The organism is Corynebacterium sp. H127, from assembly GCF_037482665.1.
Classification (GTDB): Bacteria; Actinomycetota; Actinomycetes; order Mycobacteriales; family Mycobacteriaceae; genus Corynebacterium.
In genome coordinates this window covers 43,396-61,342 of sequence record NZ_JBBHKY010000008.1, presented here as the reverse complement: position 1 = coordinate 61,342, position 17,947 = coordinate 43,396, and the positions used below count along the sequence as shown (strand labels likewise).

Here is a 17,947-nt window from a genome sequence, read left to right as displayed (position 1 = left end):
GCCGTCGATAAGCTCGCGACCATCCCGCCTGCTGGGACGGCCCGACCAAACGCGCCGTCGAAAAGCCAAGGCAGTAGACTGTTTGGCATGACAAACCCGAGCGACAGCACTCCGAATTTCCGCTATGGCGCGCCCCTAGCCGCCGATATTGAGAAGAAGTGGCAGCAGTACTGGCTGGATAACGGTACCTTCCATGCGCCTAACCCGGTCGGCGATCTAGCAACTAAGGGCACGCTCCCGGAGAACAAGCTTTTCGTTCAGGACATGTTCCCGTTCCCTTCCGGCGCTGGCCTGCACGTTGGCCACCCGCTGGGTTATATCGCGACAGATGTTTATGCCCGTTTTAACCGCCTGCAGGGTAAGAACGTGCTGCACACGCTGGGTTATGATGCCTTTGGCCTGCCGGCCGAACAGTATGCGATTCAGACGGGCACTCATCCGCGGATTAAGACCCAGGAGTCCATCGACAATATGGAGCGTCAGCTGGGACGCTTGGGCCTCGGCCACGATAAGCGACGCAGCGTAGCGACGACCGATACCGAGTACTACAAGTGGACCCAATGGATCTTCTTGCAGATCTTTAACTCCTGGTTCGATGAGGAGCAGCAGAAGGCGCGTCCGATCGCGGAGCTGATTTCTGAGCTTGAGGACGGTACCCGCGAGACGAAGGACGGCCGTAAGTACAACGAGCTCACTAAGCTGGAGAAGGCAGCAGCCATTGACGAATTCCGCCTGGTCTACCGCTCGCATTCCATGGTGAATTGGTGCCCGGGCTTGGGCACCGTGCTGGCAAATGAGGAAGTCACCGCCGACGGCAAGTCCGAGCGCGGCAACTTCCCCGTCTTCCGCAAGCAGCTTTCGCAGTGGATGATGCGCATCACCGCCTACTCCGACCGGCTCATCGATGACCTTGAGCTCCTCGACTGGCCGGACAAGGTCAAGTCCATGCAGCGCAACTGGATCGGCCGCTCGCGTGGCGCTGAGGTGGACTTCTCCTCCCCCGCCGGCGACCTGCGCGTCTTCACCACCCGCCCGGACACGCTGTTCGGCGCCACCTACATGGTGCTCGCCCCAGAGCATGAGCTTGTCGACGCCCTGACCGCTGCTTCCTATACCGCCGACGTTGACACCCGCTGGACCTTTGGCGCTGCCTCCCCTGCCGAGGCTGTTGCCGCCTACCGCGCCGCTATTGCTGCGAAGTCTGATTTGGAGCGTCAGGAGAACAAGGAAAAGACCGGCGTGTTCCTGGGCAGCTATGCGGTGAATCCAGTGACCGGTGCAGAGGTTCCAATTTTCATCGCGGACTACGTTCTCACCGGTTACGGCACGGGCGCGATCATGTCCGTTCCAGCCCATGATGCTCGCGATTATGAGTTCGCCAAAGCATTTGGATTGCCAATCGTTGAGGTTGTCAAGGGTGGAAACGTAGAGGTAGAAGCCTTTACTGAATCCGGTGAGGCGATCAACTCTGCCAACGACTCCCTAGACATCAACGGTTTGAACAAGGCCGATGCCATTGAGAAAACCATCGCCTGGCTCAAGGAAACCGGCAAGGGCGAAGAGAAAATTCAATACAAACTGCGGGACTGGCTGTTCGCCCGCCAGCGCTACTGGGGCGAACCATTCCCAGTGGTCTACGACGAAGACGGCATCGCCCACGCTCTGCCGGAATCCATGCTCCCGATCGAGTTGCCGGAGGTGGAAGACTACAAGCCGGTTTCCTTCGACCCCGAGGATGCTTCCTCCTCCCCGCAGCCACCGCTTGCCAAGGCGAGCGAATGGGTCGAGGTGGAACTTGATCTTGGCGACGGGCCACGCAAGTACACCCGCGACACCAACGTCATGCCACAGTGGGCGGGATCTTCTTGGTACCAGCTGCGCTACATCGACCCAAACAACTCTGAAAAGTTCTGCGATCTGGAAAACGAACGTTACTGGACCGGCCCGCAGTTCGAAGGCGATTGTGGCGGCGTGGACTTGTACGTCGGCGGCGTCGAGCACGCCGTGCTGCACCTGCTGTACTCCCGCTTCTGGCACAAGGTCCTCTTCGACCTCGGCCACGTCACATCAGTAGAGCCGTACCGCCGGCTCTACAACCAGGGCTACATTCAGGCCTTCGCCTACACCGATTCCCGTGGTGTCTATGTTCCGGCAGCGGAAGTGGAAGAAAAGGACGGTAAGTTCTTCTACCAGGGCGAAGAAGTCGCCCAGGAATACGGCAAGATGGGCAAGTCCCTGAAGAATGCTGTCGCTCCCGACGAAATTTGCGATGACTACGGTGCAGACACGCTGCGCGTTTACGAGATGGCCATGGGGCCGCTAGACACCTCGCGACCATGGGCGACCAAGGACGTTATCGGCGCGCACCGCTTCCTACAGCGACTCTGGCGTCTTGCCATTTCTGAGGAGACGGGCGAGCTGGCGGTCACCGAGGCTGAGCTGACCAAGGACGACCTCAAGGCCTTGAACCGCACGATCGCTGGTGTGAGCGAGGACTACCAGGAACTGCGGCTGAACACCGTAGTGGCCAAGCTCATCGAATACGTCAACTACCTGACCAAGGCCTACAACGGTGGCGCACCACGGGCAGCCTTCGAACCACTCGTGGTCATGCTGGCGCCGATCGCGCCACACCTCGCGGAAGAACTGTGGACCCGACTCGGACATGAGGGAACCGTCGCCTACGTCGACTTCCCGAGCTTTGATGAGAAATACCTGGTAGACGACGAAGTCGAACTGCCAGTTCAAGTCAACGGGAAGGTCCGTGCACGCATCATGGTTGCGACCGATGCTTCCCAGGAAACCGTGACCGCGGCAGCAATGGATGCTGCGGCAGCGCATGTCGACGGCAAGACCGTAATCAAGCAGATCGTGGTTCCGGGTCGCATGGTGAACTTGGTGGTGAAGTAAAGCGGCTCGAAGATCATGATTTCACGATCATGATTAACAGAGTAGAGGTATTGCTACCCTGCGTTCAGCGTGCAGGGCACTCTCTTAATCATGATCGTGAAATCATACTCGCCGAGAGTCATCACCCCGCTAGATCATTGAGTTCGAAAGCCCCCTTGCCGTCGATGCTCTCGCGGATGATGTCCGCATGTCCGGCGTGCCGCGCGATCTCGGCAGTGATGTGGTGCAAACACCAGCGCGTCTCCCAGTGGGTCAATTCTGCGGGGATCCATGGTGACCAGGACTCCGGTACGGGTACTAGCGTGTCAAGATCGCTCAGTTGCTCCAGGTTGTGGCGGGCGAGCTCGACGTAGTGGTCAAAGGTTTCTAGGACCTGTGCTAGCGGACGCTCATCGGCGATGAGCTGGTCCAGCATGTGGTTTTCCTCGAAACCTGCCGGCAGGCTCGGGGGATTCGGCGCTGCGATTACTGATGCGCTCCAGAACAACGCAACTTCAGCTGCGTGGAGCAATAGGCCAGTCAGGTTCAGGCTGGAAGCGCTTGGAGTGCTGTGTGCTTGCTCGTCTGTCAGGCCGTGGACGGTGGTGCGAATCTGGGCCAGCTGCTGGAAGATGTAGGTCTTGTGGACAGCGATTTCGCCTGCCGCATTCGGGGTGAGGAATCCCATGGGTGTCTCCTTTGTGGGCTTGAAAATGTGCTCTCGTAGCACTGATTTCAGGATCGCACCCATAGCGGACAGATCCTGTCCGCTATTTCCGGCATAGTTGAGATATGACTGATCCGACATCTCGAATCCTGTCGCTGCTGGGGCTGCTCGAGAGCCGTGACTGCCGCACCGGAGCGCAACTGGCTGAGCGACTCGGAGTGACACCGCGGACTTTGCGACGGGACGTCGACAAGCTGCGCAACCTCGGATACGTGGTGCAGGCGGAGGCCGGACCCGGTGGCGGCTACATTTTGGGCCGGGGTGAAGTGCTGCCGCCGCTGCTACTCGACGACGAACAGGCATTTGTGGTCACCGCGGCGCTACTGAGGGTGGCCAATTCAGGAAACGGTGAAGAAGCCGAGGCAGCAATGAGCGCGCTGTCCACTCTCGACGGATTGTTGCCAACTACGGTGCGTCAGCGACTAACTGCGGTGCACACTGCGGCCGCATTTTCCTCCCCCAGTGACGCGCTGGATATCGGTGTTTTGTTGCCATGCGCGGAGGCAATTAGGCGACAGGTGCGCCTGGAGTTCTCCTATCGGGATCGAAAAGGCATGCTCACCGAGCGCCGAGTAGAACCACATCGCTTGGTCTCGCGGGGTCGGAATTGGCTATTGCTCGCCTTCGATCTACACCGTAAGGACTGGCGTACCTTCCGAGCGGATCGCATCACCGCGCCCAAAATCGGGACGTGGCACTTCCAAGAGCGTGCCGATGTCAGCGAAGCGTTGCAGCGCCTCGCTGAGCCGGTGCCGGTCACGGCTTGGGAACACCAGGTCATCGTGCACATTCACGCGACTTGCGACGAAGTCGTGGCAGCTGCCCCGCGGCTTAACCAGTATGTTCGCCCGTTAGATGCTGCTACTACCCTGTTCGCTACCGGAGCCGATGATCCACACGCGGCTGCCCATTGGTTAAGTGCGATTCCGTTCGATTTCACTGTGATCGGCGATGAAGCAGTCATAGCAGCGACGCACGAGCTTGGTGAACGCCTCAGCAAGGCCGCCACCATGATTTCACGATCATGATTAACAGAGTAGAAGTATTGCTACCCAGCGCTTTGCTTGCGGGACACTCTCGTAATCATGATCGTGAAATCATGGTCTTGCCGGGGAGCGACGGGGAGCGCCCGGAAGCGCCGGGCTTGCCGGGCCTTGCGCAAGCGCTAACGCGGCGCGCCGGAAAATGCCCGCGTCACCAACCTGGCGACGCGGTTCGGGGCAAGCTGACGCGCGAGGTAAATGGCCTTGTCCTGCGGAGAAACACCCCAGTGGATGCGTCCGCGGGTCCAGCGATTCGGGTGCGTTGCTGCCCAGATTGCGTCAGCGACTTGTTCCGGGGTGATGCGCACGCCGAGGCGGCGCACTGAGGTTGCGGAGTTCTCTGCAAGGGCGGTCCGTGCCCACAGTGGCCAGATGGCCACCACGCGGATGCCGGCGTGGGCCCACTCTAGGGACAGCGCTTCAGTCAACCCGGCGACGTAGAACTTTGATGCCGAGTACACCGAGATTTCCGGCTGGCCGTAGGTGGCGGCGGAAGACATGTTGACCAGCTGCGAACCGCGCTTCAGGTAGCGTTTTGCGGCTTGGGCACCGTAGGTGACGCCGGTGCAGTTGATGTCGATTTGGCGTTTGACTGCTTCTGGGCTGATGTCGGCAAGGAGGCCTGCGGCGATGATGCCAGCGTTGTTGTCCACGATGTCGATGGTGCCGCCGACTTGGCCGGCGAAGTCTGCATGCGCTTCATCCCACGATGCGGCGGAGGTGACGTCGAGGTGTCCGGAGATTAGCCGTTCGTGCTGGTATTCAACAGGGGCGATGTCGTAGGCGCCCACGGTCCAGCCTTCGGCGAGGAATTTTTCGGCAACGGCGCGTCCAATACCTTGGGCGGCTCCTGAGATGAAGATTGATTTCATATCAGCGTCTACATTTGTGTTCATGATCACGATGCACACTCGCGAAGAAACTTTGGCAGCTTTCGACAGGGCCCGCGCCGCCCAGGCGTGCCGTCCGAGCACGAGCGAACTGAGTCGCATTTTCCTGCGCTATCATGACCTCGTGCTGGAGCGGCAAGGTGAGCTTCTTGACGTCATCCAGCAGGAAACCGGGAAGGCCCGCGGGCACGCCTATGATGAGGTGATGGACGTGGCGATCACCTCCCGTCACTTCGCCAAGATCGCGAACAAGGTGCTCAGGACTGAGCGGAAGAAGGGCGCGCTTCCTGTGCTCACGCGCACCACGGTGGATCATTGTCCTACGGGCGTGGTGGGGATTATCGCGCCGTGGAACTATCCCCTTTCGCTGGCGATTTCGGATGCCATTCCGGCGTTGCTCGCCGGAAACGCCGTGGTGCTCAAGCCCGATGTAAACACACCGCTGACCGCTCTGAAAGCAGCGGAGCTGCTGTATGAGGCAGGTTTGCCTCAAGAGCTGTTGCAGGTGGTTACGGGCCGCGGTAGTGAGGTGGGCCAGGCTATCGCGCATGAGTGTGACTACTTGATGTTCACCGGCTCCACTGCCACGGGACGGATCCTCGGGGCCATCGCCGGTGAGCGCTTGATCGGTTATTCGGCGGAGCTGGGTGGCAAGAACCCGCTCATCGTGGATGAAACTGCGGACATTGCCAAGGCGGTGCAGGTGGCGGCCCAGGCGTGCTTCGCCAATTCGGGGCAACTATGTATCTCGGTGGAGCGGATCTACGTCCATAGCGAGCTCTTTGAGGAGTTTGCTGCCGCATTCGCGGAGCGCGCGAACGCGGTCACCGTGGGCAACGGCGGCTGGGAGTATGAGATGGGGTCCTTGATCAGCGAGGATCATGCACACAAAGTCCACGAGTTCGTCAGCGATGCCGTGGACAAGGGGGCCCGGGTTCTCGCGGGTGGCTCAGCACCGGTTGGAAAGTTCTACCGCCCGACCGTGCTGGTGGATGTTCCCGAAGATGCGCGACTCAAACGAGAGGAAGTCTTCGGACCAGTGGTCTACCTGGAGTCCTTTGCCACTCGGGCGGAGGGGATCGCTAAGGCGAATGACACGGACTATGGATTGAACGCTTCGGTCGTCGCAAAGCCAAGCGTGGCGCGGGAGATCGCGACACAACTGGAGGCAGGCACCGTGAACCTCAACGAGGGCTTCGCGGCAGCATGGGGCTCAGTGGATGCCCCGATGGGTGGCTGGAAGGCCTCCGGGCTGGGACGTCGCCATGGCGCCGCCGGACTACTCAAGTTCACGGAGAGCCGTACGGTGGCGGAGCAACGGCTCGTGCCGCTATCCGGACCGGCGTGGCTGGACCGCCAGCGCTACGCCCAGGTCATGAGTACTGCTCTGCGGCTGGGCAAGAAAATTCTATAGCCGGTTGATGTGGCGCAGTGTCACTGCGGAGTAGTACAAGTCCGCCGTGTCCAGGCAGCCTTGCCGGTGGTATTCCAACTCGTTTTGGTACACCGAGGTGCACACCGCTTGCATGTCTTTCCGCAGTGCGATGTTGCACCAGCCGTAGCCCAGGCCGTAGAACAGGGACTCTTCCATGCATAGGTCGTGGTTGGCGCAGGCGCCACGGAAGTCGGCGTTTAGTTCCGGGGTGACATAGTAGTTCGGCGAGAAAGTGCAGTAGTCGTGCAGGCCGGGGTGCAGGGCGGAAGGATCGTACTCGTAGAAGTCTGGGATGGGGACAGTCCCAGGTGATGAGGGGCGCCCGGTGTCCGCGGTGAAGTCCGGTGCAAGGCGCACAGCCGTAGTCTCTTGGTCGCGGGGCACGAGGCGCAGGGTGCCATCCTGGTACAACTCGAGGACGTGGTTTGTCGGCTCCGCGTCAGGGGTGAACACCGTCGGGCCGTTGTGCGGGTCGGAGCCAACGATCACCGAGACCTCGTTGTTGAGCGCATCCTCCGCGGTTGCTGTGATGCGCAGCTCCGAAGACAACCCCGCCCGGGCACCGGCATAGCTCAGCTCCGCGATGGCGGTTTCCGCCGACTCGATGAGCGGGTCAGCGGCGGCAGGCTGGGCGAAAAGCACCATCCCGAGGGCCACCAACCACCGCACAGTACGCATGGTCAGATCTTAAGATGTAGCGCCGTGTCGCGCTCGCCAAGCCACAAAACCACCCTGCAAGCTCAACAAATGCTTTTTGGTTTCCCGCTCGACCAGCTTGATGGCACGCTCCGAGCGGATACCCGATTGGCAGTACAGCGTGAGAGTGTCCCCCGGGATGTCACTCAGTGCCGCCCAACCGCGTTCCTCGATGTCCACAAGTGGCACCAGCTGCGCGCCGGGGATGGTGCCGTCCGCGGTTTCTTCCGGGGTCCGGACGTCGATAAGCGTGCCCCGCGGCTCGGGCGTTGTGGGCGCCGGCGTGGTGGTGGCGCAGACCTCGCGCAGGTGTGTGAGCGTGCGGGGCGGGACGCGCGCGGGGTCGCGCTCAAAGCTGAGCTCGCGTGTCGACGCCTGCAGCGCATCAACCAGGAGCAGCTTGCCGACGGCCGGTCGTCCCACCCCTGTGATCAGCTTGAGCGCCTCGATGGCCAGCATCGCGCCGATCATGCCCGCCAGTGCCCCGAATACGCCGCCGACTGCGCAGCTCGGAATGGCGTCGGCCGGTGGGATATCTGGGAAGAGATCGCGCAGCATCGGGCCCGCGTTTGGGTCGAAGACGGAAAGTTGGCCCTGGAACTGGGAGATGGTGCCCCACACGAGCGGGGTCCCGGTGATCTCGGCGGCATCATTGGACAGGTAGCGGGTAGCAAAATTGTCGGTGCCATCAATTGCCAAGTCGTGGTCGCGGAACAGAGCCAAGGCATTGTCCGGAGTCAGGCGCTCTCGGAGCGGGGTGACCTCGATGAAAGGGTTGAGTCGTGCCAGGGCGTCGCGAGCGGAATCCACCTTTGGGCGCCCTATGTCCGCCATGCGGTGAATTGTCTGTCGTTGGAGGTTCGATTCTTCGACCAGGTCATCGTCGATGACCGTGATGTGGCCAACGCCCGCAGCGCCCAGGTAGTTCAGGATGGGTGAACCGAGTCCGCCCGCCCCGATCACCAGGACGCGCGCCTGCTTCAGCTTAAGCTGCCCCTCCTCCCCCACACCGGGCAACGTGAGGTGGCGGGCGTAGCGGCTGCGTTCGGCTCCGGACAGGGAGTTGCTCATTGTGCTTCCTGCGAACCGGAGATGCGACCATCAAAAGCAGAGCTGGCCTGGGCTAAGCGGCGTTTCGGGATCCGTCCGGCCTCGTAGGCGTGGCGGCCCGCGATCACGGCGTGCTTCATCGCGGTGGCCATCTGGACCGGATTGTGAGCGCGGGTGACTGCGGTGGCGAGCAGTACTGCGTCGCAGCCGAGTTCCATGGCCAGTGCCGCATCAGAGGCGGTGCCGAGGCCTGCGTCGAGGATGACGGGAATCCCGGCCCGTTCCACGATGAGCTCGATGTTGTGTGGATTAAGGATCCCGAGCCCGGTGCCGATCGGGGCGCCAGCAGGCATGACCGCGGCGACGCCGACGTCCTCAAGTCGGCGGGCTAGCGCCGGGTCATCGTTGGTGTAGGCGAAAACTTGAAAGCCTTTGGTGACCAGCTGATCTGCGGCGTCGAGGAGCTCTATGCCGTCGGGTAGCAGGGTGTCTTCGTCAGCGATGACTTCGAGTTTGATCAGGTTCGTTTCCAGCGCTTCGCGGGCAAGTTCCGCGGTGAGGACGGCATCGCGGGCGCTAAAGCAGCCAGCAGTGTTGGGCAGCGCCTGGATGTTGTTGCGTTTGAGCAGCTCAAAGATGCTCGCTCCCGTTGCGGGGTTGTAGCGGCGCATCGCCACGGTAGTTAAAGCGGTGCCCGATTCGATGAGTGCCCGTTCCAGGGTGGTCAAGGAGGTTGCGCCGCCGGTGCCCATGATCAGGCGGGATTGTGCCAGAAATTCCATGGTGCTACCCGCCCTGCGCTGCTGTGACGATTTCGACATCGCCTGCTACCGGGGTGTCCTCCCAGCGACTCTTGGGTACCACGGCGCCGTCGATTGCCACCGCGATTCCGGCGGTGCGTCCGATTTGCGCCTGGATGAGCTGCTGCACTGTTTCCCCTGGGGTGGGTCGGTAGGGAGAGCCGTTTACTGTTGTCATCTCTTCTCCTCGAATCGAAATGGGTTAATGGCGGCGGCTGTTTCAGCAGGAATCTGCACACCGAGGACGATGTCCGCTGTGAGTTTGGCGCCGATCGCGGCAAGCAGGATGCCGTGGCGAAAATAGCCGGTAGAGACGGTGGTGTTCGTAGCGATGCGACCGATCATGGGGACATCATCGGGTGAACCAGGGCGGGCGCGGGCCGTCATCTCGGCAATGGTGCATTCCCACAGGGAGGGAAGGATGTGGTGGGCGTCGCGAAGCAGCTGGTGGACGCCCTCCGCGGACACTCCGGGGCCATCCTCGCGGGAGGTCGCGCCGAGGACCACGGTGCCGTCGCTGCGCGGGACAAGATAGACAGGGCGACCACGCACCACTGCCCGGACGGTGCGGCTGATCAGCGGTTGGAGGTGCGCGGGTACGTTGAGTCGCAGCACATCGCCGTAGACCGGGCGCAGCGGCAGCGCCGGCAGCCCCGCGATGTCGGCGGTGTGCAGCCCCGCAGCGACAACGATGTGGTCGGCGGCGTAACTGCTTGTCGACGTCCGTACCTGCGTATCCACCCGCACCACCTCTTCCCGCACCACGCAATCCCCGAGTAGGTGCAGCAAGGCCGCGCAGAACTTCCGGGGGTCAATCTGGTGGTCTCCCGGGATGTGGACCGCCCCCAACACGCCGGGCCCGAGGGCTGGTTCCATGCGACGGGCCTGCGTGGCAGTGAGGCGTTCTACTGCGCCGATCTCGGATTGCAGTTCGACGAGTTCGGAGAGGGTGACACGATCGGCCGCGTCACCCGCACAGACGAGGGTTTCGGAGGTGAGGTAGCCAACGTCCATGCCGGAAGCCTCGGTCACTGAGGCGACGAGCGCTGGGTAAAGCTGCTTCGACTGTGCCATGAGGGGATACAGCGTCGGTTGATCCCACACGACCTCAGAAACGGGGGCGAGCATCCCAGCGGCAGCAAAACTGGCCTCGGAGACCGGTGCTGGGTCAAAAACTTGTACGGTGTGGCCGCGTTGCTGCAGCTCCCAGGCCGTCGATAAGCCGACGATGCCGGCGCCCACGATTGCGACATGCATGGTTTTCATCCTTCCTACGGCGGCATGACCCGCATCAGGTGTGGTGGTCGGCGCGTATCGCGCGCCCTCTCAGCCCCCTCGGGTATTTCTCCTAGGGGCTCCCACGGACTTTCTGACACCTACTATAGAGCTCATGGATCGCCCAGAACGCCTAAAGCAGCTTTCCGAAGCCCGCCTGTACCTATGCACCGATGCCCGTACCAAACGGGGGGACCTGCGTGAATTTTTGCACGAGTGTTACGCATCCGGCGTGGATATCATCCAACTGCGGGACAAGAAGCTGGAAGCCCGCGCTGAGATCGCGGCGCTGGAAATTCTGGCGGAGGTAGCGCAGGAACACGGCAGAATGTTTGCGGTTAATGATCGCGCGGATGTGGCGCTGCTGGTGGGCGCTGACGTGTTTCACGTTGGCCAAGGCGACCTCAGTACGCAGCAAGCGCGCCGGGTGCTTGGGTCCGAGGTGCTCATCGGGCGTTCGAATAACTCGGTGGCACAGTTCGCGGCGTCTAACGCTGATCCTGGCCTGGACTATGCCGTCATCGGGCCGGTGTGGCCCACGCCGACTAAGCCAGGCCGACCAGCAGTGGGACTCGACGTGGTCGCAGAATGCGCGGAGATCGCGGGCGAGAGGCCGTGGTTCGCCATCGGCGGCATCTCCCCCGACACCGTTGGACAGGTGCGCGCGAGCGGGGCCCGTGGCGTGGTGGTGGTACGCGCGCTGACCGAGGCGGCGTCGATCCTGGAGGCCGCCCACGCGCTGCGCGGCACTGAGTAGTTAAGTCAGTTCCGCGATCAGCAGCTCGGCGAGCTCCTGAGAGGACTGCGGATTTTGGCCGGTGAAGAGGTTGCCATCCTGGACAACCTTGGGGCGCATCGGCAGCAACGCCTTTTGATAGTTCATGCCGGCTGCTTTGAGTCGGTCCTCTAGCAGCCATTTCGCCTTCTTCGCCGCCGGGTTGATGATCTCCTCCGCGTTGGAAAAGGCCGTGACATTCTTATTGGCGAAGGGCGTTTGGCCAGTGGCTTCGTCGATGGTGGCTAGGAGCGCTGCCGGAGCGTGACACAGCAGTGCCAGCGGTCGGCCGGAGGCGAGTCGCTGGGAGAGGAGCTCTCCGGAAGTCTTGTCATAAGCGAGGTCCTCCATGGGGCCGTGTCCACCCGGGTAAAAGATCAGGTCGAAAGCATCCGGGTCGATGTCTGCGAGGTCGCGCGGGTTACTCAGCTGCGGCTCCAACTCGGCGAGCTTTTCCTTGAACTTGGCAGCCGCCGGCGGCAGCACACCACCCTTGATGCTCAGGCTGGTTTCATCTACCGTGGGCGCTTTGCCGCCTGGGGTGGCAAAGGTAATCTCCATTCCCGCTTTTTGGAAACATTCATAGGGAGTGAGTAATTCTTCCGCCCAGAATCCGGTCGGATAGGTCGAGCCGTCTGCCAGGGTCCAGTGATCTGCGGCACTCACAACCATCAGTACGTTTGCCATAGTTCAGCCTCCTCGATTTGTGCTTTTTCAGTGCGGTGGCACCGAGGATACGGGACATTTGGCGGCTATATCAACAATGAAATTCTGTTTCCCCGGGAACTTTCGGGCGGGGCAATCTGGGGTTAACCGAAACGTCCATCGGGGAACCTATCGGTGTTGGAACCCGACTACTACCCCGTGATTACACAAGCCAACTCATATCTGCGCGCCAGCGTGCGCAGACTTCATCTCATCGCCGGCCTCCTAGTCGGCCCGTTCATTCTGGTAGCCGCGCTCACCGGCTTCTTCTATGCCTTCGCCCCTACCGCGGAGCAGGTGGTCTACCACGATGCCTACGTCGCGCAAACCCCCGGCACTTCGCGGCCGCTGAGTGAACAGACTGCGGTAGCGCAGCGCGAACATCCTGACCTCAAGGTCTCCGCTGTGCAGGTCAAAGACGGTGCCAACACCCGGGTGTTGTTCAAGGACGAGTCGCTGCCGAGCAAAAGCTACCGGCAGGCAGTGTTCGTGGACCCAGTATCCCTGGAGGTCAAAGATCAATTCATCCAGTACGGCAGCTCTAATGCTTCCCCACTGCGTACCTGGCTCAGCCGCGGTCACAAGGACCTGTGGCTAGGCGAACCAGGACGGATCTACTCCGAATTGGCCGCCTCCTGGCTCGGAGCACTCGCGATCGCCGGCCTGTACCTGATGCTCACGCAGCGGGTGAAGCAGAAGCGAATGAGCGTGCGACGACACAGCCAGCTCGGCGCATGGCTGTTTCCGGGGCTGCTGTTCCTCACTGTCACTGGGTTGACGTGGTCGCTCGTTGCGGGCGAGAACATCGGCAAGGTGCGCAAGATGCTGAACTGGATGTCGCCGACACCGCCGTCGCAAAGCGAGATGGTGCCCTTTGATCAAACACTGGCCGTGGCTCGCGAACAGGGGCTGACGGGCATGCTGGAGCTGAGCTCGACGGGCGTAGCCAGGGAGTCGCGCGGCCCATTCCGCTTCGCGATTGACCAGGTCATCGTCGGGCCAGATGGGCAACTGGTGGGCCGCATCGACTTCGAGCAGTGGCCACTGGCCGCCAAGCTCACCAACTGGCTGATCGAACTGCACATGGGTATTTTGTTCGGCATCTGGTCGGAGATCGCGCTTGGGTTGCTGGCCGCGGGCATCATCGTCATTACGGTACTGGGCTACGTGGCGTGGTTCCGCTCCGCGCGCAAGGGCCTGCCGAAGCCGGTGCGCTTCCAGCCAGTGCTAGCGGTGTTGCTGGTGATCTACGCGGTGTTCGCGCCGCTGTTCGGCATCTCGCTGCTCGCATTCGTGCTTATCGACGTCCTGCTACAACTCTCCCGGCGCCGAGCGAAAACTAAAGAAGCTGTGAACGCATAACAAAACCCGCTGACCTACCGCATCTGGACAGGTCAGCGGGTTTCTTGTTAGTGCGGGTTACTTGAACATGCCCAGCTTGCCGAACTTCTCCGCGAGGAGGTAGTACACGGCGAGGCGGCCGTTCTTAGTGCCGTCCTTCATCTTGGCGCCGACGGCCTTGATGGCCTCGTCCAACTTCTCATCGGACTCGGTGAGGCCCAGCTTCTTCTTCAGGAAGTTCTCGCGCACCGTCTTGAGTTCCTCTTCGTCGCTGAAAGAGACGTAAGCGGCGTCAGCGTTGGAGAGGGTCAGGCGGTAGGTCTTGAGCATGCTTTCGAGAACAGCGTCGTCGGCTTTAGGTGCGTACTTCTTGACGTCTGCGATCCAGTCCTTAGACATACAGCGTCTCCTTATTTTGTGAGAGGAACAGTTGCCTTAATCCTAGCGTCGTTAGAGACACCGAAGAATAGTTTTATGTTTACTTGTTAGCTATTTCTCTGCTGGATACGCGCATAGTTCAGGGCTTTAGCCCCTGGCCTGCAGGAATACTTGCACCGCTGTGAAGCTGTGTTCGGCGGCGAGCTCGCCATCGATATGGAAATCCTGGCCTGCCTGTGGGCCACACAGGTCAGAAACCGCGCGCAGAGATACCCATGGCACTCCCGCGGCGTAGCAGGTTTGCGCCATAGCGGCCGTCTCCATGTCCGTGGCGATGGCTTCCGGGAAGCGTCCGCGCGCCTGCTCCACGTTGGCTGCCGTAATAAACGCATCCGCGGAGACTATCCGGCCGGTCTTATGCGGCCGGTCTAGCGTTGGGACGGTCAGCGCGTCATAAGACACCGGCATGCCCGGTACCTGACCCGGCTCGTAGCCAAAGGCGGTGGCATCAGCCATGGAATAGATCGCGTTGGTCGCCACCGCGATCTCGCCGACCTGAATGTCCACGTGCAACCCGCCGCAGGTGCCGGCCGCGATGACGAGCTCGGGGTCGTCGGCAAGCATCAGTGCGCGGGCCGTGCCAGCCGCCGCGTTGGCCAAGCCGATGCCGGTGATGGCGACGAGCTTATCAACGCCAAAGTGAAACTGCTGGTTGCCGATGGTTTCGACTTTGTGATCGCTCGGTAGTTCGGCGAGGAACGGCGCTGCCTCCATCTCCATCGCACACTGGATGATGATCACGCCATGACCTCGGTCCACTCGGCCTTCTTGGCCAGGAACTTCTTCGCTTCCTCCTGCGCACCCTCCAAAGAGTGGTTCGCGCCCCAGCCGCACTGGATCTCATTGGCAGCTGGAACCTCGGTTGCTACGAGGATGTCATTCATGGTCTTTTCCAGAATCCCCAGGAAATCGTCCATCTCCACCGCGAGGGTCAGGGCATAAAATCCGGTTTGGCAGCCCATCGGGGAGAAATCGATCAGCTTGTCAGTGTGGTTGCGCATCAGCTCGGCGCTCAGGTGCTCCAAGGAGTGGATCGCCGGCATGTCCAGGTGCTGCTGGTTGGGCTGCGCGAAGCGAACATCGTACTTAATCAGGACGTCGCCACCAGGCAATTCCTTGCGATCCGCCACCCGCACATACGGGGCCTTCACGGCGCGGTGGTCAAGGTTAAAGGACTCTACGTTCATGCGATCAGTCATGAGTTTCAGTGTAGCGGGGCTTTTCGACGTCAGTTGACCCCCTAGCTTGTTTATGAAAACAGCGTAGTTTTAAAAAATAGTGGTCTGCGAGAGAGGGCTTAAATGTAAAAAGGTGCGAGTTTTACAGATGGGAGGCTCGAGGGTGAAATGGAACCCTTCGGGAAGGCATGGAAGCATATTGGCGGTAGAAGGGGACGACTATCGGCAATGGTCGTTTTAGTCGTGACCGGATGGTGGGATAAAGGATCCCTATTCCGCTGCTCGCCGGTAGGCGCGAAGTTTGCTAGTTGGTGGAGCCGTCGCCTCCACGAGTCCTGCTTCGATGAGCTCCTTGATTCGCATTCGCACCGTGGATTCTGTGCGGCCCCATAACTCGGCAAGCTCTGAGGTTTTTCGGGCGACTTGCAGGTCAACGTACTCGTACAATTCGGCAGCGGGTTTGCTGAGCGTAACAGGTGGTTTTGCAGATCCGAGTGCAAATTCTTCTGGGCCGATGGCGAATAACTGGTCGTCGACAAGCAGGCTGGCGAGGGTCTCTCGGGCTTCGTCACTATCGATTCCCAGGTGATCGCGCAGAGACAGGGTAGATACTGAACCGTGCTCTCGGGCGAGAAGAAGCGCGATGTCACTGTGTGGGTTTCTGGTGTGCCCGCGGCGACTGAGCCATGCTTGCGCTTCATCGTTGAGCAAACCGAATCGTGGCAGGATGACCCGGAAGTCACTGATTTCGTTACGGAATACCGGTGCACCCAACCCGTGCTGGGTCATGGAACGGATCATTGCTGGGATACCGCTACCTTGGTTTTCAGCGATGCGCTCACTACGGCCATTGTGCAGGTGGCTCAAAATGGTGGCGAGGGCCTCATTGCGGGTGACGGAACGTCCATCGGTGATATTTTCCTCTGTTCGACCGCCCCACAATCCACCTGGATTAACTATTTCAACCCGGTCGGAGTAGATATCGACTGCGACCTGCTCTCCACGTGCGAATGGGCCGTAGTCGCGATGCATCACTGCGTTGGCAATGGCTTCGCGGATAGCCATTTCAGGAATTTCTTTTTGGTCAATTATGGTTCCGTTGGATTCGAGATAACGGGTTTTTAGATTGCCCATGACTTCGGTGACGGCTGACTCGATTGCTTCTGGGATTGCACCGTCGCATCGTCTTCTTGATACGAATCGAAGTCCGCGCTCCCCAGAAGATTTCACGGTTGAAGGGTGGGTGGTGACGTCGATGAACAATTGGGGGAAGAACCTTTGCGGATATCGGCCCAGTGCAAGCAAGCCAGCGACTGTCGGATGAAGTGTTTGTGCGTCGTCGTAATCGAAGGCGTTCACAAATCTCTTCAACTCATCTTGGTCGCGTGCTACTGAAATAAGTCGGGATCCTTCTGCTCGATATGCGGTGATCACCGTTTGCAGCGCGACTTCATCAATGTCATTCGAATCCGCTTCGGGTACAACCCTGCGGTCCGTAGGGTCTTGCCTGAGCCAGGTCTGTAAGGAATGAATTTCGTAGCCGTTCATGAGCTTGTCGGCATCAAATACCCGCTTGTAGCTGCCTTTAGCCAAGTTCCTACTAGTGACGTAACAAGGCATCTGTGAGGAAAGCTGCGGATCATCACGCATTGGTTCTACGTCGATGACGATGAGCTCGTGGTCTTCAAATCGGATTTCGTGCAGTGTGTGCCGAGGCACCGGGGTCACTTTCGGAGCAGCAGTAGCCGCAGTATCGAAACCATCAATCAATTCAGCTTTGATCTTCGCTGATTGAAATTTCGGATCAGGTGAGAATCCTGAACCCTCGTCTAACCCGAGAATGATCAAACCACCATCAGTGTTGGCAAAAGCGCTAACCGTTTCCCATAGTGCTTTGCCGACATGGTCACGCATACGTTTTGCCTCGACTCGCGCATTATCAGACCTGGCTGCGCGCATCCAAGAGATCTGTTGGGCGATCAGCTCATCGAAATGATCTGGTGTCATTTGTGATTCACCTGCACTGATTTTAGTAGTGATGGCAGCAATTGAGTAGTGATTTTAGCAATGAAAGGGCAAAATTAGAAGTGACGGTACGTAGTGATGAAGCGAAATTTAGTAATGATTCTCCGGTAGGGGACGAGTGAAATAGCTCGACATTGTGCCAACAAAGCTGCGGTTGTGAACAGGATCGGTGGCGGCCGTTACGCCAAGTATCGGCTCCGCTAGTCAATCATTACGCAGGTCAGCGCAGATAAATACAAGGGGGAGACAGTGCTTTTCTTGCCTGTCGCTGCCCTCTAGAGTGGGTCCTATGGATCAAGAGCCGAACCTCCGCGACCTCACCCGCGACGTCGCGCTGCAGCTGGCGAGCACCCAGGAGATGCCCTTCGCGGGCACGTGGGAGGCCTTCAAGATCCGGGGCAAGTGGTTCGCGCTTATGGGCTACTACAACGGCAAGCGCATCCTGAACGTGAAGGTCGACCCTTTCGAAGGTGAAATGCTGCGGCAGCAGTATCCCGGCATTACGCCTGGATATCACATGAATAAGCGACACTGGATCACGATCACTGAGGGCGAAGGAGTGCCGGATGCTCTGGTCAAAGAGCTGGTCCAGGATTCCTACCGGCTCGTCGCGCCTGCACAAGCGCCAACCTGAAAACCCCGTGCGCTATGATTCGACTATCAATTACAGGAAACCATGT

General features: G+C 60.1%; 18 protein-coding genes and 1 riboswitch. Of the genes, 6 read left to right on the top strand and 12 right to left on the bottom strand.

What is annotated here, in order from left to right; genetic code table 11:
- Positions 1-87: 87 nt before the first annotated feature.
- Entirely contained in the window at positions 88-2,910 is a 2,823-nt protein-coding gene (gene leuS, locus WG936_RS09380; RefSeq protein ID WP_339572763.1) for a leucine--tRNA ligase, read from the top strand.
- A gap of 121 nt (positions 2,911-3,031) precedes the next feature.
- On the opposite strand, the gene WG936_RS09375 is transcribed toward leuS, so the two are convergent.
- On the bottom strand, positions 3,032-3,577 hold the full coding sequence (locus WG936_RS09375; protein ID WP_339564825.1) for a mycothiol transferase: 546 nt from the start codon (positions 3,575-3,577) through the stop codon (positions 3,032-3,034).
- Between the two features lie 104 nt (positions 3,578-3,681).
- On the opposite strand from WG936_RS09375, the gene WG936_RS09370 reads away from it, so the two are divergent.
- Positions 3,682-4,644, top strand: coding sequence for a helix-turn-helix transcriptional regulator (locus WG936_RS09370; RefSeq protein WP_339572762.1), 963 nt, complete (start codon positions 3,682-3,684; stop codon positions 4,642-4,644).
- Positions 4,645-4,781: 137 nt separating this feature from the next.
- Here WG936_RS09370 and WG936_RS09365 read toward each other — a convergent pair whose 3' ends face one another.
- Complete coding sequence (locus tag WG936_RS09365) at positions 4,782-5,531, bottom strand: SDR family oxidoreductase (protein WP_339572798.1); 750 nt, start codon at positions 5,529-5,531, stop codon at positions 4,782-4,784.
- On the opposite strand from WG936_RS09365, the gene WG936_RS09360 reads away from it, so the two are divergent.
- Positions 5,515-6,963: a succinic semialdehyde dehydrogenase gene (locus WG936_RS09360; protein ID WP_445227951.1), complete on the top strand. Its 1,449-nt coding sequence runs from the start codon at positions 5,515-5,517 to the stop codon at positions 6,961-6,963. The two genes, WG936_RS09365 and WG936_RS09360, sit on opposite strands and share 17 nt — an antisense overlap.
- On the opposite strand, the gene WG936_RS09355 is transcribed toward WG936_RS09360, so the two are convergent.
- The 5 genes from WG936_RS09355 to thiO all read right to left on the bottom strand — a co-directional run bounded on the left by WG936_RS09355 (position 6,958) and on the right by thiO (position 10,787).
- Entirely contained in the window at positions 6,958-7,662 is a 705-nt protein-coding gene (locus WG936_RS09355; protein ID WP_339572760.1) for a hypothetical protein, read from the bottom strand. The genes WG936_RS09360 and WG936_RS09355 overlap by 6 nt on opposite strands.
- A gap of 9 nt (positions 7,663-7,671) precedes the next feature.
- Positions 7,672-8,751, bottom strand: a complete 1,080-nt coding sequence (locus WG936_RS09350) for a HesA/MoeB/ThiF family protein (RefSeq protein WP_339572759.1) — start codon at positions 8,749-8,751, stop codon at positions 7,672-7,674.
- Positions 8,748-9,512: a thiazole synthase gene (locus WG936_RS09345; RefSeq protein ID WP_339572758.1), complete on the bottom strand. Its 765-nt coding sequence runs from the start codon at positions 9,510-9,512 to the stop codon at positions 8,748-8,750. Before WG936_RS09345 ends, WG936_RS09350 begins: the two co-directional genes overlap by 4 nt.
- A gap of 4 nt (positions 9,513-9,516) precedes the next feature.
- Positions 9,517-9,708, bottom strand: a complete 192-nt coding sequence (gene thiS, locus WG936_RS09340; protein ID WP_339564833.1) for a sulfur carrier protein ThiS — start codon at positions 9,706-9,708, stop codon at positions 9,517-9,519.
- Positions 9,705-10,787 (bottom strand): glycine oxidase ThiO, encoded by a 1,083-nt coding sequence (gene thiO / locus WG936_RS09335; RefSeq protein WP_339572757.1) that lies wholly within the window; start codon positions 10,785-10,787, stop codon positions 9,705-9,707. Before thiO ends, thiS begins: the two co-directional genes overlap by 4 nt.
- Positions 10,782-10,902, bottom strand: a riboswitch (TPP riboswitch). Its footprint overlaps the gene before it by 6 nt.
- Positions 10,903-10,920: 18 nt before the next feature.
- On the opposite strand from thiO, the gene thiE reads away from it, so the two are divergent.
- Positions 10,921-11,562 (top strand): thiamine phosphate synthase, encoded by a 642-nt coding sequence (thiE, locus tag WG936_RS09330; RefSeq protein ID WP_339572756.1) that lies wholly within the window; start codon positions 10,921-10,923, stop codon positions 11,560-11,562.
- Here thiE and WG936_RS09325 read toward each other — a convergent pair whose 3' ends face one another.
- Positions 11,563-12,267, bottom strand: coding sequence for a type 1 glutamine amidotransferase domain-containing protein (locus WG936_RS09325; RefSeq protein WP_339572755.1), 705 nt, complete (start codon positions 12,265-12,267; stop codon positions 11,563-11,565).
- Between the two features lie 177 nt (positions 12,268-12,444).
- On the opposite strand from WG936_RS09325, the gene WG936_RS09320 reads away from it, so the two are divergent.
- Complete coding sequence (locus WG936_RS09320) at positions 12,445-13,647, top strand: PepSY-associated TM helix domain-containing protein (RefSeq protein WP_339572754.1); 1,203 nt, start codon at positions 12,445-12,447, stop codon at positions 13,645-13,647.
- A 57-nt stretch (positions 13,648-13,704) separates the two neighbouring features.
- On the opposite strand, the gene WG936_RS09315 is transcribed toward WG936_RS09320, so the two are convergent.
- The 4 genes from WG936_RS09315 to WG936_RS09300 all read right to left on the bottom strand — a co-directional run bounded on the left by WG936_RS09315 (position 13,705) and on the right by WG936_RS09300 (position 17,249).
- Positions 13,705-14,025 carry a DUF2853 family protein gene (locus tag WG936_RS09315; protein ID WP_339564838.1) on the bottom strand — a complete coding sequence of 107 codons (321 nt, stop codon included), beginning with the start codon at positions 14,023-14,025 and terminating at the stop codon, positions 13,705-13,707.
- Between the two features lie 126 nt (positions 14,026-14,151).
- Positions 14,152-14,805, bottom strand: a complete 654-nt coding sequence (gene mtnN / locus WG936_RS09310) for a 5'-methylthioadenosine/S-adenosylhomocysteine nucleosidase (protein ID WP_339572753.1) — start codon at positions 14,803-14,805, stop codon at positions 14,152-14,154.
- A complete protein-coding gene (locus WG936_RS09305) occupies positions 14,802-15,263 on the bottom strand; it encodes an S-ribosylhomocysteine lyase (RefSeq protein WP_339564840.1) in 462 nt (153 codons plus the stop codon). The genes mtnN and WG936_RS09305 overlap by 4 nt, the downstream gene beginning before the upstream one ends.
- Positions 15,264-15,512: 249 nt before the next feature.
- Positions 15,513-17,249: an ATP-binding protein gene (locus WG936_RS09300; protein ID WP_339572752.1), complete on the bottom strand. Its 1,737-nt coding sequence runs from the start codon at positions 17,247-17,249 to the stop codon at positions 15,513-15,515.
- A 307-nt stretch (positions 17,250-17,556) separates the two neighbouring features.
- Here WG936_RS09300 and WG936_RS09295 point away from each other — a divergent pair, with 307 nt between their 5' ends.
- Entirely contained in the window at positions 17,557-17,901 is a 345-nt protein-coding gene (locus tag WG936_RS09295) for an MmcQ/YjbR family DNA-binding protein (RefSeq protein WP_339572751.1), read from the top strand.
- Positions 17,902-17,947: the final 46 nt, after the last annotated feature.

Excerpts from the sequence above, each read along its gene's own strand:
- WG936_RS09305 (WP_339564840.1), bottom strand. The coding sequence starts at position 15,263 with ATGACTGATCGCATGAACGTAGAGTCCTTTAACCTTGACCACCGCGCC.
- WG936_RS09345 (WP_339572758.1), bottom strand. The coding sequence starts at position 9,512 with ATGGAATTTCTGGCACAATCCCGCCTGATCATGGGCACCGGCGGCGCA.
- WG936_RS09360 (WP_445227951.1), top strand. The coding sequence starts at position 5,515 with ATGAAGATTGATTTCATATCAGCGTCTACATTTGTGTTCATGATCACG.
- WG936_RS09355 (WP_339572760.1), bottom strand. The coding sequence starts at position 7,662 with ATGCGTACTGTGCGGTGGTTGGTGGCCCTCGGGATGGTGCTTTTCGCC.
- thiO (WP_339572757.1), bottom strand. The coding sequence starts at position 10,787 with ATGCATGTCGCAATCGTGGGCGCCGGCATCGTCGGCTTATCGACGGCC.
- WG936_RS09375 (WP_339564825.1), bottom strand. The coding sequence starts at position 3,577 with ATGGGATTCCTCACCCCGAATGCGGCAGGCGAAATCGCTGTCCACAAG.
- WG936_RS09325 (WP_339572755.1), bottom strand. The coding sequence starts at position 12,267 with ATGGCAAACGTACTGATGGTTGTGAGTGCCGCAGATCACTGGACCCTG.
- WG936_RS09365 (WP_339572798.1), bottom strand. The coding sequence starts at position 5,531 with ATGAAATCAATCTTCATCTCAGGAGCCGCCCAAGGTATTGGACGCGCC.
- WG936_RS09300 (WP_339572752.1), bottom strand. The coding sequence starts at position 17,249 with ATGACACCAGATCATTTCGATGAGCTGATCGCCCAACAGATCTCTTGG.
- WG936_RS09295 (WP_339572751.1), top strand. The coding sequence starts at position 17,557 with ATGGATCAAGAGCCGAACCTCCGCGACCTCACCCGCGACGTCGCGCTG.
- thiS (WP_339564833.1), bottom strand. The coding sequence starts at position 9,708 with ATGACAACAGTAAACGGCTCTCCCTACCGACCCACCCCAGGGGAAACA.
- leuS (WP_339572763.1), top strand. The coding sequence starts at position 88 with ATGACAAACCCGAGCGACAGCACTCCGAATTTCCGCTATGGCGCGCCC.
- WG936_RS09370 (WP_339572762.1), top strand. The coding sequence starts at position 3,682 with ATGACTGATCCGACATCTCGAATCCTGTCGCTGCTGGGGCTGCTCGAG.
- WG936_RS09350 (WP_339572759.1), bottom strand. The coding sequence starts at position 8,751 with ATGAGCAACTCCCTGTCCGGAGCCGAACGCAGCCGCTACGCCCGCCAC.
- thiE (WP_339572756.1), top strand. The coding sequence starts at position 10,921 with ATGGATCGCCCAGAACGCCTAAAGCAGCTTTCCGAAGCCCGCCTGTAC.
- WG936_RS09315 (WP_339564838.1), bottom strand. The coding sequence starts at position 14,025 with ATGTCTAAGGACTGGATCGCAGACGTCAAGAAGTACGCACCTAAAGCC.